This window comes from Streptomyces sp. WMMC940, assembly GCF_027460265.1.
Lineage (GTDB): Bacteria > Actinomycetota > Actinomycetes > Streptomycetales > Streptomycetaceae > Streptomyces.
In genome coordinates this window covers 5,307,530-5,322,956 of record NZ_JAPZBC010000001.1, presented here as the reverse complement: position 1 = coordinate 5,322,956, position 15,427 = coordinate 5,307,530, and the positions used below count along the sequence as shown (strand labels likewise).

Here is a 15,427-nt window from a genome sequence, read left to right as displayed (position 1 = left end):
GTTGTGCCTCTGCACTGGTGGGCGCGGACGGTTTCGAACCGCCGACATCTGCTTTGTAAGAGCAGCGCTCTACCCCTGAGCTACGCACCCGAGAATGAGGCAACAGCCTACATGGCCCCGGGGTGGGTGCCGCAAACCAGATCACAAGGGGATCCTCCGTGGTGAGCGGGGCCCGAGACCCGGTCCGGGGCCAGCCGCAGGGTGGGCTTCCCTGCCGCCCGCCATGGGGGCGGCTCTCGGGTGGGGCGTGGACAAGAGCCATCGAGGTTTGTTCCGCAGATCGTGCCGCCGTCGGCGCCCGAAACGACACGAGGCCCCGTCGACAGGTACTCCACGCGGCTCGCGGTGAGGAGGGTGTTCCCCGGGCTGCACCAGCGAGCGAGACACCCGGGTGCGTGGGGCTTCGCGGGCACGGCGTCACGCCGGCGCGTCCCCGGGCGCGACTCCCGGCCACGTCGTCCGCCTCCGCTCCCGCTCCCGCAGGATTGTCATGTGAAGCATGAACTGACAGGCCCGTGTGTTCGTCCTTACCCAGTGGGAGAATGAAGCGGCAGGGCGGACACGGCACGGGAGAGGGATGTGACGGCGACACACGCACGGCCGCACGCAGGAGCGAAGGCAAGAGCGGGTGTCGTGCGGGATGTGGCCGCCCTGGTGTTGTTGCCCTTGCCGCTGGTGGTCGCCTCGCTGCCCTTCGCATTCGCGGGAGGCGGGACGCGGCGATGGTTCGGGGGCCGCGGCGAGAGCCACCGGGCCGACGCCCAGGCCGCGAAGGACGCCGCCGCAGCTGCGTTCTACGAGTTGGACACCGCCCAGCGCGACCTGCGGATCTCCATCGAGACGATCACGGCCGTGGACAGCTCTCCCGGTGCCCGGCGCGCGGTCGAGGATTTCGCCGCGCTCGGGCGGCGGATCGACGAGGTCAGCCACTCGTACATCACCGCCGTCGATGCTCACGACCTCGACCGGGACGATCTGGACCCGCCGGTGGCGGTGCGCGCGCAGACGGAGTTGACCAGGGCCAAGGACGACCTCATCCGGGTCAAGGGTGAGCTGGACCGGTTCACTCAAGGCCTCGGGCCGCTGCTGGAGAAGGCCGAGACCCAGCTGGCCCAGCTCGCCCCCGCTGTGGAGCGGGCCCGGCAGGCGTTGCTCGCCGCGAGCAACGCCCTCGACGCGGTGCGCGCCTCCGGCATGCGCGCGGACGACCTCGCCGCCCGGCTCGCCGCCCTCGCCCCCGAGCTGACCAGGCTCAACGAAGGCGCCGGCCGCCACGGCGTGCCCGAGACCCTGCAGCGTGCGGACCGGGTCGTCAGGGAGGCCGAGGCGATACGGGCAGAGGCCGAGCGGCTTCCGGAGCGGGCGGCCGAGATCGACAAGCGCCTGGTGTCGCTCCGCACCCGAGCCCAGGCCCTGACCACGCGCGCCGAGGGGGTCGAGCCAGTCCTCAGCGAACTGCGCCGCCGCTTCACCGCCGCCTGCTGGCAGGATCTGCAGCCCGTGCCCGCGGAGGCGAACGAGAACGTACGCCGGGCCGAGGAGAAGCTGCAGGAGGCGGCCAAGGCGCGCGACGAGCAGCGCTGGCCCGATGCCACGGCCCTGCTCGGCACGGTCCGGGCCCTGCTGAACAGCACCGACGAGGCCGTCTCTGCCGCCGGCGACCGGTTGCGGCGTCTCGATGCCGTCGCCAAGGACCCGGAGCAGGAGATCCAGCGCACCCGGTTCGCCATCCGCGACGCCCAGCGCCTCGCCATGGCCGGACGCAACACGCCCGATCCGCGTCACGCCCGCCCGCTGGACGACTCCGTGGCCCGGCTCGATCGCGCGATCGCCGGTCTCGAGGGGCGCCACCCCGACTACTGGCACTTCCTGACCGAGCTGGAAGCGGTACGACGGAGCGTGGCCCGCGTCGTGGAACAGATCCGCGGCGAGCGGGGACCGGCGGCCTGACCGGCCCAGCGTCCGCCCGGAGTTCGGGCGGGCCGGGCCGGCAGTGGTCCGCCCCCGCCGCTGTCGGTCCGCGCCGCGTCGTCGACCGCCCCACCCGTATCCGTCCCCGCCGTCCCGGTATCGGCCCCGGCTGTCGTCGGACGGAGGCCCGCCCGCCGCTGTCCGGCGGCCTCGACCATGTGGTGAGAGGCGCCAGGAAGGCCCGGCCGTCGGGACTTCCGTCCGTGGGCTGCTCCCGGGCTCGGCCGGCCGCCGCCTTCGGTGGACGCACCCTCCCGACGCGGCCCGTATGTCCGCACGCGTCCGGAGCGCCCCGCCCCGCTCGCCTGTGCCGCCCGTTTGTCCGTGTGCCGGAGCGGGCGGATCCTGTATGGAGGTACGCACGGCCAAAGGAGGCCGCAATGGCATCCACGCACCCGTCGCAGGCCACGCAGAACCCCAGCGGCCTGCACGTCGCCCTGGACGAGCATCTGCCCGTGGACCACAGGCTCAACCAGGTCTACCGCTACGGCGCCGGGCTCATGGGCCTGATCCTGCTGGCCTTCGGGATCCTCGGGTTGACGCACAACCTCGGCTTCTTCGACACGGGAAACGACACCGTCGCGGGTCTGAACACCAACGGCGCGCTGAGCGTGCTGTCCATATGTGTCGGGCTGCTGCTGTTCGTCGGCATGGTCATCGGCGGGAACTTCGCCTCCACGCTCAACATGGTGCTCGGCATCCTCTTCATTCTCAGCGGCTTCGTGAACCTCGGTCTGCTGGACACCGGCGCGAACTTCCTCAACTTCCGCATTCAGAACGTCCTCTTCAGCTTCGTCGTGGGGATAATGCTGATGTGGTTCGGGATGTACGGACGGGTGAGCAGCACGCTCCCCCACGACAACCCGTACTGGAAGGCACGCCACCCCGACGAGGCGGCGACGGAGGAGCAGGCGCGTGTCGAGCGGATGCGGGCGCGCCAGCTCCCGGAGGCCGGGCGGCAGGGCTGACAGCCGGGCTAACCTGTCCCCATGCCCCGTTACGAGTACCGCTGCCGCACCTGCGACGACACCTTCGAGCTGAGCCGGCCCATGGCCGAGTCCTCCGCCCCCGCGTCGTGCCCCGTGGGGCACGACGACACCGTGAAGCTGCTGTCGGCGGTCGCCGTGGGCGGGACGAGCACGGGGCCGGCCCCCGCGCAGGCTGGTGGTGGCGGTGGCTGCTGCGGCGGCGGCTGCTGCGGATGATGACTTTCGATCGACGACCGACAGACGCCAACTGACAGATATTGAAATCTGTCAGTTGGCAGTCGTCTGGCTGCTGACTTGTGACTGCTGACTGCTCTGCTGGAAGGCCTGCGCCCCTCGGTAGCGGGCAAGGCTCCCGTCACCCGTGACCAGCCACGCCTTCCGGACCCGGCCGCGCTTCCCGTGACCAGTCGCGCCAACGGGCCGTACTCGTCCGCGCACTGCGCCGGAAAACCGCAGATCCGCCCCGCCCCAGCAGTCGCCGCAGGAGTGTGCGGCTGCCTTCAGGGTCTCTTCAGCTCCGCTTTCCTAGCGTGGTCGGCCATGGACCCGATGATCGTGCGCGCCGCCGCAGACCCGATGGCCGACAGCGGCGCACCGGGCTGGATCAACAGCCTCATGGACACCCTCGGTGCACCCGGCGCGGGCATCGCCGTGGCTCTGGAGAACCTCTTCCCGCCGATACCCAGTGAGGTGATCCTCCCGTTGGCGGGCTTCGCCGCGGCGACGGACCGGATGGGCCTGCTCGCCGCACTGCTGTGGACGACGCTCGGCTCCGTCGTGGGCGCGCTCGCGCTCTACCGTGTCGGGGCGCTGCTCGGCCGGGACCGTACGGTGGCGATCGCGGCCCGGCTGCCCCTGGTGAAGGTGTCGGACATCGAACGCACCGAGGCGTGGTTCGCCCGGCACGGCACGAAGGCCGTGTTCTTCGGCCGGATGGTCCCGGTCTTCCGCAGCCTGATCTCGGTGCCTGCGGGCATCGAACGCATGCCGCTGCCGGTGTTCCTGGCAATGACGACGATGGGCAGCGCCTTGTGGAACACGGCCTTCGTCCTCGCGGGGTACGCGCTCGGCGACAACTGGACCCAGGTGACGGGGTACGTCGACGCCTACGCGAAGGTGGTGCCGGTGGGCGCGCTGGGTTCGGCGGTGCTGTTCGTGGCCGTACGGCTACTGCGGCCGGGGAGGGGGACCCGACGCGCGTGACCAGTGCGGGCGTCGATCCCCGGCCGGGCGCTCGGCCCCGGCCGTGCGCTCGTCCGAGCCCGCATGTCCGTCCGGCCCCCGTGCCTGCGCACCGCCCGCATGTCCGTCCGGCCCCCGTGCCTGCGCACCGCCCGCATGTCCGTCCGGCCCCCGTGCCTGCGCACCGCCCGCATGGCCGTCCGGCCCCCGTGCCTGCGCACCGCCCGCACGGCCGTCGCCCGGCGGGCGGCCCGGGCCCCCTGCCCCGGACCCCCTGCCTCCCGGACCGCCGCCGTCTACAGCGCGGCCGGCGACTCCGCCCCGCCCGGTGCAGGTACCGTCCTCCGTGCCGCCACCGTGGCCTCGGCGGACGCGCCTTCGGACCGCCCGGTTCCCCGGCCCGTCCCGGTGCCCTCCGCAGCCGCCGTGCCCTCGGCCTTCGCGCCGGGAACCGCACGCGCCCTCCCGGCCACGCCCCCCGCGCCTTCCCGGGCCGCGTCCCCCACCGCGTCCGTGACCGTCGCGGTGAACCGGCGCAGGATCTCCTCGCCCGCCTCGACCCCCCGCTCGGCGAGCGCCGTGACATGCCGCGGCGCCCAGTCGGTGTCGGCGAGTTCGCCGTGGCCCGGGCGCCAGGCGTGGTCCGCTGCCAGCAGCAGATCCGCGTCGAGAAGCGAGTCGCCGGCCGCGAGGACGCGCCCGGCCCCGGTGCGCCGCGCCAGTTCGCGGACGGCCGCACTCTTGGTGAGCGGTTTCGGCACGGCGTAGATCTTGCGGCCCTGCAGGGAGACCGTCCAGCCCTTCGTCTCCGCCCAGGCGGAGAGTTCCCGGGTCCAGCCGTCCGGGAGCAGCGAACGCTCCACGACCAGATAGGCGAAGAGGCCCTCGGCGACCCGCTCCTTCAGCAGCCACGCAGGGTCCGCGGCCGCCAGCAGATGGGCGCGGACCTCGGCGAGCGGGGCGCACTCGTCGGCGAGCCTGGCGGCGACCACGCGCTGCCAGGCGCGGTCGGACTCGCCGTCGACCAGCAGATGGCCGCCGTTCGCGCAGATCGCGTACCGGGGGGCGGGGCCGGGGAGCCGGATCCTGGCGTACTGCTCGCGGGTGCGGGTGGTCGTCGGTACGAAAACGGCGTTGTGCGCGAGTTCGGTGAGCAGCGCGGCGGCGGCCTCCGTCATGTATGACAGCGGCTTGCTCTCGTACACCTCCACGCACAGCAGTCGGGGCGCCAGGGCGTCGGGGACGGTCAGCTGCAGGGCGGCCGCCGAGTAGATGAGCGTGCGGTCGAGGTCGCTGGTGATCAGGGAGGTCACTGGGCCGCCACCGCCTTTCCGTCGGCGCCGGTGGCACCGCGTGTGAACCGGGGGTGGATCAGGCCGACGCAGCTGTAGGGCAGGTCGTCGGTCTCCTCGACGGGGACGCCGCGCTGTTCTGCGAGCAGGCGTACGTGGTCCAGGTCGGCGCCCGCGCCGCGCTTGGCGAGGATCTTCCACGGGACGCGGCGCAGCAGGACGCGGGTGGTCTCGCCGACGCCGGGCTTGACGAGGTTGACGTCGTGGATGCCGTACTCCTCGCTGATCCGCTCCACCGCCGCCCAGCCGGCCCAGGTCGGGGCGCGGTCCGCGGAGAGCAGTTCCTTGACGTCGGCGTCGACGGCGTCGGCCACCTCGTCGAAGCGCGCCTCGACGGTGTCGAGGAAGTGGCCGGACACATCGGCGGCGGCCAGTTCGCGGTAGTACTTCGCGCCGTGGAAGTCGTGCGGCCCGACCAGGTCGGTGCGCAGGACGGTGCGCGAGACCAGCCCGGACACCGTGGAGTTGAGGCAGGCGGAGGGGATGAGGAAGTCCTCGCGGGTGCCGTAGGTGCGGACGCACCCGCCGGGGTCGGCGAGAACCGCGATCTCCGGGACGAAGCCGTCGAACTCGCCGAGCGCGGCGGCGAGTTCGCGGGTGATGGCGCCCTTGCCGGTCCAGCCGTCGACGAAGACCACGTCGGCCGGGTGGTGGTGGGCGGCGAGCCAGCGCAGCGCGTTGGCGTCGATGCCGCGGCCGCGGACGATCGAGACGGAGTAGTGGGGCAGGTCCAGGCCGTGGCGGTGCCGGGCCCAGCGGCGCATCAGCACCCCGACGGGTGTGCCGGCGCGGGCCAGCGAGACCAGGACGGGGCGGTGCTCGCGGGGGTGGATGCCGGGCCGGTGGCGCTGCGGGTGCTCGGCGAGGACGGTGTCGGTGACGGCGCCGACGGCGCGGGCGATCCGGGCGGCGGAGGTCTCCAGGGCGGCGTGGAACAGCGCCTGGTACGCGTCGCTGGGCTGGTACTCGACGGGCAGCGATTCGGCGTAGTGCGCGCCACCGCTCTGTATCGCCTCTTCGCGTTCCTCGGTGGGCGCCTCGAGTTCGACGTCCGAGAGGTCCTGGAGCAGCCAGCCGACCTCGTCGGGCGCGTAGGAGGAGAACTCGGGTCCGCGGAGCGGCTCGGGCGGCATGGGTTCCTTCTCGGGAGCGGGTACGTAGCTGGGTACGACGGCGAGCAGGACGTGCGGTATGTGCGCGGCGAGCTGTGCGAGCAGTCCGTCCGGGGCGTGCAGGGCGGCCGTGTCGGCGGCCGAGTCCACGACGGCGACGACCGCGTCGAAGCCTCCGTCGGCGACGTTGTAGGCGTAGCGCTCGCCCGGGCCGTCGGCCGGTTCGTCGTGGGCAGGGAAGACCAGCCTGGTCCGTATCGCGTAGCCGGGATCGTCCACGGCGAGCACGGGGGACCGCGTGGTCGTCGAGTAGCGCACCTCGCGTGCGGCGCCGGCCCGCTCCAGTTCGAGCGCGAGCCGCAGCGGCGTGTACATCAGCTCCTCGAAGCCGAGGACGAGGACTCGTGGGGAGCCGTCCGTCTGCGGCGGTGCGACGGCCCCGGCCGCGCGCTTCCGGGGCACGCCGGTCTCCGGCGGGCGGCCGTCGTCCAGGGCCTCGGCGACGCGGTGCGCCATGGCGGGCAGGGCGGCCTCCAGTTCGACGCGGTGCGCGGGTGTGAAGCCGTGCCGGCCGCCGTCGGGGACGCCCGAGGGCCAGTCCAGGTCGATGCGGACGACGCGCGGGGCGTGCGGCTCGCGCGGCCCTTGTCGCCCGTGTCCGCCGGGGCCGCCCCGGCCGTCGGCACCGTCCACGCGGTCCGCACCCCGCGTGCCGTCCACGCCGTCGGTTCCTTCGCTCCCGTCGGTTCCTTCGGATCCGTCGGTTCCTTCGCTCCCGTCGGTTCCTTCGGATCCGTCGGTTCCTTCGCTCCCGTCGGTTCCTTCGGATCCGGCCGGCGCTTCCGGTGCCGCAGGGGAGAGGTACGTCGCCGCGGGGGACGCCGCGGCAGCCTGCCTGCCGCCGGGACCGCCGGGACGGCCGCTGCCGCCGGGTGCGGGAGCCGTGCTCGCGGTCTCGTGGGCCGCGACCAGGGCCTGGCCCTTCTCGAGGACCCCGTCGGGCAGGCGGACCGTGCCGCCGGCGTGCGCCACCAGGTCGATGCGGGCGTCGATCTCCTTGGCGAAGGCGTCCAGCCGGCCCAGGTCCCGGGCCGAGCGCATGTCGACGAGGGCGACGATCACGTACCGGCCGCGCGGGTGGCGGGCGTGGAGGTCACGGATGGTGTTCAGGACGGTGTTGCCGGTGGAGAACTCGTCGTCCACGAGGACCAGCGGCCCGTCGCCGGCCAGCAGCTTCGGGTCCTCGGGCAGCAGCAGGTGCGAGGTGGCGTGGGAGTGGGACTCCTCGAAGCCGCCGGCCGGGCCGACGCCGTCGACGGGACGGCGGGTGGAGTGGAGGTACGGCGCGAGGGCCAGGCCGTCGGCCACCGAGTGACCGAGGCCCGTCGCCGTCTCCGCGTACCCGAGGACGACGGCCCGGGCGGCGTCCTCGCGGCCCAGCAGTTCGCGGACGCGCACCCCGAGCTCGTACCCGTGGCCGTACACGACGGACGGCTTCTGCGGCACGTGTTTGCCGAGCACGTGCGACACCAGCAGGTGCGCGCGCTTCGGGTTGCGCCGCAGTGCGAGGCCGAGCAGCTCCTTCAGCCCGTCGTCGCCGACGAGCTCCACGCCCAGTCGCTGGGAGACCCAGCTTCCCGACCACTCCACTGCTTCGTCTTCCTCCTTCATCAGCCTGCCAGACCCGCGGCCAGCAGCTCCACGAAGCCGACGTCCTCCCGGGCGACACCGAAGGCCTCGGCGCGCTGGAGCGTGCGCTCCGCCCAGGCGCGGTGCGGCTTCACCTCGTTCATCTTGTTCGTGTAGGCCGAACGCATCACTCCGCCCCCTCCCCGCTCGGGGCGGAGGATGTCCTGCGCGTCGCTGAACTCTTCGTGGCTGACCACCGACAGAGCGTGGACGGGCAGCACATGGGAGGGGTGGATGCAGGTCTTGCCGAGGAGTCCGTTGGCGCGGTCCAGCTCGATCTCGCGAAGCAGTCCGTCGAGGTCGTGCTCGATCAGCGCGGTACGCAGCTTCTCGGCCCGCAGCTCCATGAACGGGCTGCGGCGCAGTTGCGGCTTGAACATGCGTTCCTGGAGGCGGAAGTACTCCCAGACCGGACCGGTGATGGTGAAGCCGGTGCCGTCGGAGCGGCCCAGGACGTTGACGACGTCCGCGATGACGTTGGCGACGATCTGGACGTCGTAGGCCGTCATGTCGGGCGGCCGGCGAAGACCGTAGGCGGAGCAGAAGTCGGTGACGCCGAGACGGAGGGCGAGGATCCGGTCCCGGTGGTGCCGGACGGAGCGGGCGATGCCGGTCAGGGTCTCGTGCCGGGTCTCCAGGTGGAGGAGCTCGGGCGATTCGAGCACCGGCATCACGTAGAGCGTGCGGCCGATCACGGATTCGGCGGCGGTGGCCGCCTCCAGGAAGGGGCGTCCTCGCTCTGCGGTGAATTTGGGAAGTACAAATCCGGTCAGGAGTCGGCTCGCCCCACCGAGACGCCGGGCGAGGTTCTCGATCTGGCCGGGCTCGCGCACCCGGACGAACAGCAGCGGCGGCTCGGCCCCGCGCTCGTCGAGGGCGGCGAACTGGCGGACGAGGTTCTCCTCGGCGGCGGGGACGTCGGCGTCGTCGATGGAATCCTCCAGGCAGAGGACCATGGAGACCACTCCGCGCGCCGCCTGCTTGAGCACGTCGTCCGCGAGTCGCGGCCGGGTCGCGGGGCTGTAGAGCGTGGCGCCGAGCGCCACTGAGAGCATGCGCGCGGGGGAGCCGGCGTCGAATTCCGCCGGCTCCTGATGGAACAGTTCCTTCCGGGCAGTGGCCGGGATATGCCCGAAATGACGCATCTGAATCCCCCGTACTGCCTGTGCGGCCCTGTGGTTGGGTGGCCGGTAATAGTACGTAGGAACAGGTGTCGCGAGTTCCCCGGCCGTATGAACTCGAGGTAACTCGTGCACTTCGGTCCCCGACTCAGACTGCCCTCCGCCGCCGCGGGGCATGCCCGGCCGTTTCCCTCGATGTCCGTGCGGGTCCCACGGTGCGCCGCACGGCGGTGCCCCGTGGGACCGGAGGGGGCCGGAGCTGGTCCTGCGAACGCGTACGGCGCCAGGGAGCCGGCCCCGCGTTGTCCGCACGGGGCGCGGGAGGGCAGGATGACGGGCATGACGCACGCGATGCTGAAGGGTTCCAACGTTCCGCTCGGCGCGGCCTCGATCCGGGCGGTGCTGCGCTGGACCCCCGGGGCCGGAGTCCCCGACGTGGACGCCTCCGCCCTGCTGCTGGGCGCCGACGGCCGTGTGCGCGCCGACGAGGACTTCGTCTTCTACAACCAGCCCCGGCACCCCTCCGGGTTCGTGCGGCTGCTGCCCAAGAAGCGCACCGCCGAGGGGCTCACCGACACGGTCCAGGCGGACGTCGGCTCGCTCGACGCCTCCGTGGACCAGGTGGTGCTCGCGGCGTCGTCCGACGGGGGCACGTTCTCCGGGGTGCCGGACCTGCGGATCATGCTGTACGACGCGGCGGTGCCGGACGGCGAGCCGCTGGCCGTCTTCGACGTCCGGGCGGAGACGGGCGAGGAGACCGCGGTCATCTGCGGCGAGCTGTACCGGCGCGGCGACGGATGGAAGTTCCGCGCGGTGGGGCAGGGCTATCCGACCGGGCTGATCGGCCTGGCCACGGCCTTCGGCATCTCGGTGGACGACAGCGAGCCGTCCGCCGACGCTTCCGCGCCCGAGCCGGCGGGGCAGGACCAGGCACCGTCCCGAGCGGAGGCACAGCCGCAGCCCCAGGCGCAGCCGCAGGCCGAGCCGGCGTACGGCTACCCGCAGCCCGCCTCCCCCGCGACACAGCCCGCGTACGGCTACCCGCAGCCCGCCTCCCCCGCCGCACAGCCCGCGTACGGCTACCCGCAGCCCGCCTCCCCCGCCGCACAGCCCGCGTACGGCTACCCGCAGCCCGCCGCCGCGGCCGGACCCGCGCCGGACCCGGACTTCCGGCTGCCTCCGATGGGGCCGCAGTTCATCCGGGAGTAGCCCGCCCGGCGGAGGCGTTCGTCCCGCGCCGATCCGCCCCCACCCGGGACGTTCCTCCGTCGGTGACGTGCGCCCGCCCCGCAACGTTCCTCCGACGATGACGTGCGCCCGGGACCGCGGCCCGTGGGCGGGCAGGAAGTCTCAGGTCTTGGTCTTGTAGCCGCGGCCCCACTGCAGGCCCCAGCCGTACAGCCGGTCCAGCTCGGCCTGGAAGCCGTAGACGAACTTCACCTCGCGGCGCACGACCAGCTCGCCCTTGACGTTCTCGACCATGAACACGGCACACGAGCGGGCCTGTGGGGCGCGTTCGTCCAGTTCGATCTCCACCCGCGGTCCGTTGCTGGGATAGAGCGTCACCTTCGCGTGCGTGCGGTCGAACGCGGGCGTGCGGTCGTAGATGTAGACGAAGAACAGCAGGCGCCTGATCGACTCCCGGTGGTCCAGGTTGACGAACAGCGTCTCCCCGGAGGGCGCGCCGAACCGGTCGTCACCGCTGAGGCGGACGTACGGCGGCTCGTTCAGGCTGCCGAAGAGGCTGCCGAGCGGCTGCACCACGCCCTTGCTGCCGTCCGTCATCTCGTACAGGCAGCCGAGGTCCAGGTCGACGTTGACGACGCCCTGGGTGTGCGCCTGGACCACTTCGGGGCGGAAGAGCTTCGACGGATTGCGCAGCAGCCGTCCGCTCTGCCGCGACCGGCCTTCGATGTCGGAGGTGCGCATCCGCCAGGAGAGGTTGACGCGGAGGTTGCCGGTGGCGGCGCTCTGCTTGGAGAGCGAGACCTGGGGGCGCCGTTTGGTCAGCTGGATGGAGTTGGTCGAGGCGCTGCCCGAGTCGAACTGCGCTGTCCTGCCGCGCCACAAACCGTCCCAGAACGCCATGTCCCACCCCTGACTGCACCGGCCCCCTCCCGGAGCCGTCCCGGATACACCGCGCGGCCCCGTGCCGCGGGGGCCCGGCAGCCGCGCGGGGCGGCCCGGAGACCATGTGCCTCCCGGCCGCCCCGCTGAGAGCGTTCCTCAAACCCCGCGGTGTCACACTTCCTTTGCCGCGAGTACCTCTTCCTTCTCCTCGGGCACCCTCAGGCGCTGGTTGCGCCGCACGGAGGACCAGAAGGACCAGGCGATCAGGGCCACACCGATGAGGCCGGTGACGACTTCGGGGACCTCGTACTGGATGGTGATCAGCAGGATCGCGGCCAGCGCGCCGATCGCGTAGTGGGCGCCGTGCTCGAGGTAGACGTAGTCGTCGAGGGTGCCCTGGCGGACCAGGTAGACCGTGAGGGACCGGACGTACATGGCGCCGATGCCGAGGCCGAGCGCGATGACGACCGGGTCGTTGCTGACCGCGAAGGCGCCGATGACGCCGTCGAAGGAGAAGGACGCGTCCAGCACCTCGAGGTACATGAACATGAAGAACGCGGCCTTGCCGACGAGCTTGGCGGCCGAGAGCGGCTTCCCGGCCCGCTTGGCCTCCTCTTCGGCCTCGTGCTCGCGCTCCTCCTCCTCTTCGAGCTTGTCCTCGAAGAAGCCGGAGAGACCGCCCACGACCATGTACGTGACGAGGCCGGCGACGCCGGCGAGCAGCACCGTGGACGACTTGTCGACGTGCACCCCGCCGTACTGGTGGGCGTGGACGGCGAAGGTGGTGGCGGTGATCAGCAGGATGATCAGCGCGACACAGGCCGCCAGCATGTCGATCTTGCCCAGCTTGGCCAGGGGCCGCTCCAGCCATGCGAGCCATTTGATGTCCCGGTCCTCGAAGATGAAGTCGAGGAAGATCATGAGCAGGAACATGCCGCCGAACGCCGCGATGGCGGGGTGGGCGTCGGTGACCAGTTCCTCGTAGCGGGCGTGGTCGGTCAGGGCGAGGTCGATCGCCTCGATGGGACCGAGTTGCGCCGTGATCGAGACGATCACGACGGGGAACACCAGCCGCATGCCGAAGACGGCGATCAGGATGCCGATGGTGAGGAAGATCTTCTGCCAGAACTCGCTCATCTTCTTCAGCACGCCGGCGTTGACCACCGCGTTGTCGAAGGAGAGCGAGACCTCCAGGATGGACAGGATCGCGACGAGCCCGAAGGCCGTCCAGCCCCCGTAGAACACCGCAGCGACCAGGCCGAGCGCAGTGACTGCGAACGACCAGCCGAAGGTTTTCAGTACCACTGGCTACCCAATCGTTGTGTACGGAGCTCCCCCGCCGAGGGCGGGATTCCCCCCGCGCCGCACGCGGCTTTGCGCTGCATCGTCCCGGGGGCGGGCCTCCGGATCCCGTGAGGGTCCCAGGGCCGCCGACCCCCGTTTTTGACCAAGCGGAGCAGTGCTTCAGGAAACGTTGACCCCGAAGTCTAGAGCGATGCCCCGGAGCCCCGACGCGTACCCCTGGCCCACCGCCCGGAACTTCCACTCGCCCCCGTACCGGTAGAGCTCGCCGAAGATCATCGCTGTTTCGGTGGAGGCGTCCTCACTCAGGTCGTACCGGGCGAGCTCCTGGCCGTCGGCCTGGTTCACCACGCGGATGAAGGCGTTGCTGACCTGGCCGAACGTCTGGCCGCGGTTGTCCGCCTCATGGATCGAGACAGGAAAGATGATCTTGTCGCAGTGCGCGGGTACCTTCGTCAGGTCGACGATCAGGGACTCGTCGTCCCCGTCGCCCTCGCCCGTGAGGTTGTCCCCGGTGTGCGTGACGGAGCCCTCCGGGCTCGTCAGGTTGTTGTAGAAGACGAAGAACTCGTCCCCCAGCACCCGGCCCGACTGGCAGAGCAGGGCGCTGGCGTCGAGGTCGAAGGGCGCTCCGGTGGTGGAGCGCGCGTCCCAGCCGAGCCCCACGAGGACCTGGGTGAGGTTCGGTGCGGCCTTGGAGAGGGAGACATTGCCTCCCTTGGCGAGCGTGACGCCCATGTCGGTGTCCTCCCCTGAACGTACGGAACTACAGGCGAGTCCGGCGCCGCACGGATGTGTGCGGCGCCGGACACTTCAGGTGATCTCGGCTCAGACGTTGACGCCGAAGTCCTGCGCGATGCCGCGCAGGCCCGAGGCGTAGCCCTGGCCGATGGCACGGAACTTCCACTCCGCGCCGTTGCGGTACAGCTCACCGAAGACCATGGCGGTCTCGGTCGAGGCGTCCTCGCTCAGGTCGTACCGGGCGAGCTCCTCGCCGTTGGCCTGGTTCACCACGCGGATGAAGGCGTTGCGGACCTGGCCGAAGGACTGCTGACGGGTCTCGGCGTCGTAGATCGACACCGGGAAAACGATCTTCTGGACGTCGGCGGGGACCCCGGCCAGATTGACCTTGATCTGCTCGTCGTCGCCCTCGCCCTCACCGGTGAGGTTGTCACCGGTGTGCTCCACCGAACCGTCGGGGCTCTTCAGGTTGTTGAAGAACACGAAGTTGCCGTCGGCCCCGACCTTGCCCTCGGCGTTCGTCAGCAGGGCGCTGGCGTCGAGGTCGAAGTCGGTGCCGGTGGTGGTGCGGACGTCCCAGCCCAGACCGACGGTGACCGCGGTCAGGTTGGGGGCGGCCTTGGTCAGCGAGACGTTGCCGCCCTTGCTGAGGCTGACTCCCACGAGTCCTCCCATGTGGTTTCAGGGGCAGCGCCCCCGTCGTGCGTTGGCATTCGGATCAACGACTGGATCCTAGTGACCGGTTCCCGGGCGAGACAGGTGGTCGGCCCGAGGATCACAGGGTGTCGACGGCCGTCACAGGGTGTCCAGTGCCTTGAGGTAGTCGTTCAGGTCGCGGGCGTCGGGCAGGCCGTTGACGACGGTCCAGCGCACCACGCCCTCCCTGTCGATGACGAACGTGCCGCGCACCGCGCAGCCCTTGTCCTCGTCGAAGACGCCGTACGCGCGCGAGGTCGCGCCGTGCGGCCAGAAGTCCGACAGCAGCGGGTACTCGAGGCGCTCCTGCTCGGCGAAGACGCGCAGGGTGTGGACGGAGTCGTTGGAGACGGCGAGCAACTGGGTGTCGTCGTTGACGAACCTCGGCAGCTCGTCGCGGAGCGCGCAGAGCTCGCCCGTGCACACGCCGGTGAAGGCGAAGGGGTAGAAGAGCAGCACCACGTTCTTCTCACCGCGGAACTCGGAGAGGGTCACGGTCCGCCCGTGGTTGTCCTTCAGCTCGAAGTCCGGGGCCTTGGTGCCGACCTCGATCGCCATGACTGGTGCATCCCTTCGTTGGCCGCTTTCGGCGCCGGAGCACCGCCTCGGCCGTGGGCCGCCGCGGCTCCGGTCCGCTGGATGCCCCAGCCTACGCACAGGGTCCCCGCCGGCGGTCGGCCGGCGGGGACCCTGGTCAGCTGTGGATCAGCGCTTGGCCTTGGGAGTGGCCAGCCTGCTGCCGGTCCAGTCCTTGCCCGCGTTGATGCTCTTGGTCTGCGAGAGGCCGGCGGTCTGCGAGGCCTCGTTGATGTCACTGGGCTCGACGTAGCCGTCACGGCCGGTCTTCGGCGTCATGAGCCAGACGAGTCCGCCCTCGTCGACGAGGCCGATGGCGTCCACGAGCGCGTCCGTAAGGTCGCCGTCCTCGTCGCGGAACCACAGCAGGACGACGTCAGCGACGTCGTCGTAGTCCTCGTCGACGATTTCCTGGCCGATTGCGGATTCGATGCCCTCGCGGAGCTCGTGCTCGACGTCGTCGTCGTAGCCGATCTCCTGGACCACCTGTCCGGGCTCGAACCCCAGCCTCGCCGCCGGGTTGGTCCGCTCCTCCGCGTGGTCCGCGGTCGCGCTCACGGCTTGCCTCCTGATCTTGTTTCGGAAAATGCTTCAGCCGCGCGCGTACGCGAGGCATTGGCCGTAGT

Annotated in this window: 13 protein-coding genes, 1 tRNA gene and 1 pseudogene; 5 read left to right on the top strand and 10 right to left on the bottom strand. The window is 71.3% G+C overall.

Annotated elements, in window-relative coordinates:
- Positions 1–15: 15 nt before the first annotated feature.
- Positions 16–90: transfer RNA gene (locus O7595_RS23390), tRNA-Val, on the bottom strand.
- 489 nt (positions 91–579) lie between these two features.
- Here O7595_RS23390 and O7595_RS23385 point away from each other — a divergent pair.
- The 4 genes from O7595_RS23385 (at position 580) to O7595_RS23370 (ending at position 4,163) form a co-directional block, all read left to right on the top strand.
- The gene (locus tag O7595_RS23385) at positions 580–1,950 is read left to right on the top strand and encodes a hypothetical protein (protein WP_443071707.1); all 1,371 of its coding nucleotides are present in this window, start codon (positions 580–582) and stop codon (positions 1,948–1,950) included.
- Positions 1,951–2,351: 401 nt separating this feature from the next.
- Positions 2,352–2,939 carry a DUF4383 domain-containing protein gene (locus O7595_RS23380; RefSeq protein WP_269730573.1) on the top strand — a complete coding sequence of 196 codons (588 nt, stop codon included), beginning with the start codon at positions 2,352–2,354 and terminating at the stop codon, positions 2,937–2,939.
- A gap of 21 nt (positions 2,940–2,960) precedes the next feature.
- Entirely contained in the window at positions 2,961–3,176 is a 216-nt protein-coding gene (locus O7595_RS23375) for an FmdB family zinc ribbon protein (RefSeq protein WP_269730572.1), read from the top strand.
- 324 nt (positions 3,177–3,500) lie between these two features.
- Positions 3,501–4,163, top strand: a complete 663-nt coding sequence (locus O7595_RS23370; protein ID WP_269730571.1) for a DedA family protein — start codon at positions 3,501–3,503, stop codon at positions 4,161–4,163.
- A 500-nt stretch (positions 4,164–4,663) separates the two neighbouring features.
- On the opposite strand, the pseudogene O7595_RS23365 reads toward O7595_RS23370, so the two are convergent.
- From O7595_RS23365 to O7595_RS23355, 3 genes and pseudogenes are all read right to left on the bottom strand, one after another.
- Positions 4,664–5,446: pseudogene (locus O7595_RS23365) on the bottom strand (HAD family hydrolase); the annotation flags it as partial.
- A 5-nt stretch (positions 5,447–5,451) separates the two neighbouring features.
- Positions 5,452–8,277: a phosphoribosyltransferase gene (locus O7595_RS23360; protein ID WP_269730570.1), complete on the bottom strand. Its 2,826-nt coding sequence runs from the start codon at positions 8,275–8,277 to the stop codon at positions 5,452–5,454.
- Positions 8,277–9,440, bottom strand: a complete 1,164-nt coding sequence (locus O7595_RS23355; protein WP_269730569.1) for an HpcH/HpaI aldolase/citrate lyase family protein — start codon at positions 9,438–9,440, stop codon at positions 8,277–8,279. The genes O7595_RS23360 and O7595_RS23355 overlap by 1 nt, the downstream gene beginning before the upstream one ends.
- A gap of 315 nt (positions 9,441–9,755) precedes the next feature.
- Here O7595_RS23355 and O7595_RS23350 point away from each other — a divergent pair, with 315 nt between their 5' ends.
- Positions 9,756–10,625: a TerD family protein gene (locus O7595_RS23350; protein ID WP_269730568.1), complete on the top strand. Its 870-nt coding sequence runs from the start codon at positions 9,756–9,758 to the stop codon at positions 10,623–10,625.
- 141 nt (positions 10,626–10,766) lie between these two features.
- On the opposite strand, the gene O7595_RS23345 is transcribed toward O7595_RS23350, so the two are convergent.
- From O7595_RS23345 to O7595_RS23320, 6 genes are all read right to left on the bottom strand, one after another.
- A complete protein-coding gene (locus tag O7595_RS23345; protein ID WP_269730567.1) occupies positions 10,767–11,504 on the bottom strand; it encodes a TerD family protein in 738 nt (245 codons plus the stop codon).
- Between the two features lie 153 nt (positions 11,505–11,657).
- Positions 11,658–12,791 carry a DUF475 domain-containing protein gene (locus O7595_RS23340; protein WP_269730566.1) on the bottom strand — a complete coding sequence of 378 codons (1,134 nt, stop codon included), beginning with the start codon at positions 12,789–12,791 and terminating at the stop codon, positions 11,658–11,660.
- Between the two features lie 159 nt (positions 12,792–12,950).
- Positions 12,951–13,526 carry a TerD family protein gene (locus O7595_RS23335; RefSeq protein ID WP_138055496.1) on the bottom strand — a complete coding sequence of 192 codons (576 nt, stop codon included), beginning with the start codon at positions 13,524–13,526 and terminating at the stop codon, positions 12,951–12,953.
- Positions 13,527–13,616: 90 nt separating this feature from the next.
- The gene (locus tag O7595_RS23330) at positions 13,617–14,192 is read right to left on the bottom strand and encodes a TerD family protein (RefSeq protein WP_138055495.1); all 576 of its coding nucleotides are present in this window, start codon (positions 14,190–14,192) and stop codon (positions 13,617–13,619) included.
- A gap of 132 nt (positions 14,193–14,324) precedes the next feature.
- On the bottom strand, positions 14,325–14,783 hold the full coding sequence (locus O7595_RS23325; protein ID WP_269730565.1) for a peroxiredoxin: 459 nt from the start codon (positions 14,781–14,783) through the stop codon (positions 14,325–14,327).
- A 147-nt stretch (positions 14,784–14,930) separates the two neighbouring features.
- Positions 14,931–15,359, bottom strand: coding sequence for a DUF3052 domain-containing protein (locus O7595_RS23320; RefSeq protein ID WP_138055493.1), 429 nt, complete (start codon positions 15,357–15,359; stop codon positions 14,931–14,933).
- Positions 15,360–15,427 lie beyond the last annotated feature (68 nt).

Coding starts and splice junctions, on each gene's coding strand:
- O7595_RS23325 (WP_269730565.1), bottom strand. CDS start 14,783: ATGGCGATCGAGGTCGGCACCAAGGCCCCGGACTTCGAGCTGAAGGAC.
- O7595_RS23345 (WP_269730567.1), bottom strand. CDS start 11,504: ATGGCGTTCTGGGACGGTTTGTGGCGCGGCAGGACAGCGCAGTTCGAC.
- O7595_RS23370 (WP_269730571.1), top strand. CDS start 3,501: ATGGACCCGATGATCGTGCGCGCCGCCGCAGACCCGATGGCCGACAGC.
- O7595_RS23380 (WP_269730573.1), top strand. CDS start 2,352: ATGGCATCCACGCACCCGTCGCAGGCCACGCAGAACCCCAGCGGCCTG.
- O7595_RS23335 (WP_138055496.1), bottom strand. CDS start 13,526: ATGGGCGTCACGCTCGCCAAGGGAGGCAATGTCTCCCTCTCCAAGGCC.
- O7595_RS23350 (WP_269730568.1), top strand. CDS start 9,756: ATGACGCACGCGATGCTGAAGGGTTCCAACGTTCCGCTCGGCGCGGCC.
- O7595_RS23360 (WP_269730570.1), bottom strand. CDS start 8,277: ATGAAGGAGGAAGACGAAGCAGTGGAGTGGTCGGGAAGCTGGGTCTCC.
- O7595_RS23355 (WP_269730569.1), bottom strand. CDS start 9,440: ATGCGTCATTTCGGGCATATCCCGGCCACTGCCCGGAAGGAACTGTTC.
- O7595_RS23375 (WP_269730572.1), top strand. CDS start 2,961: ATGCCCCGTTACGAGTACCGCTGCCGCACCTGCGACGACACCTTCGAG.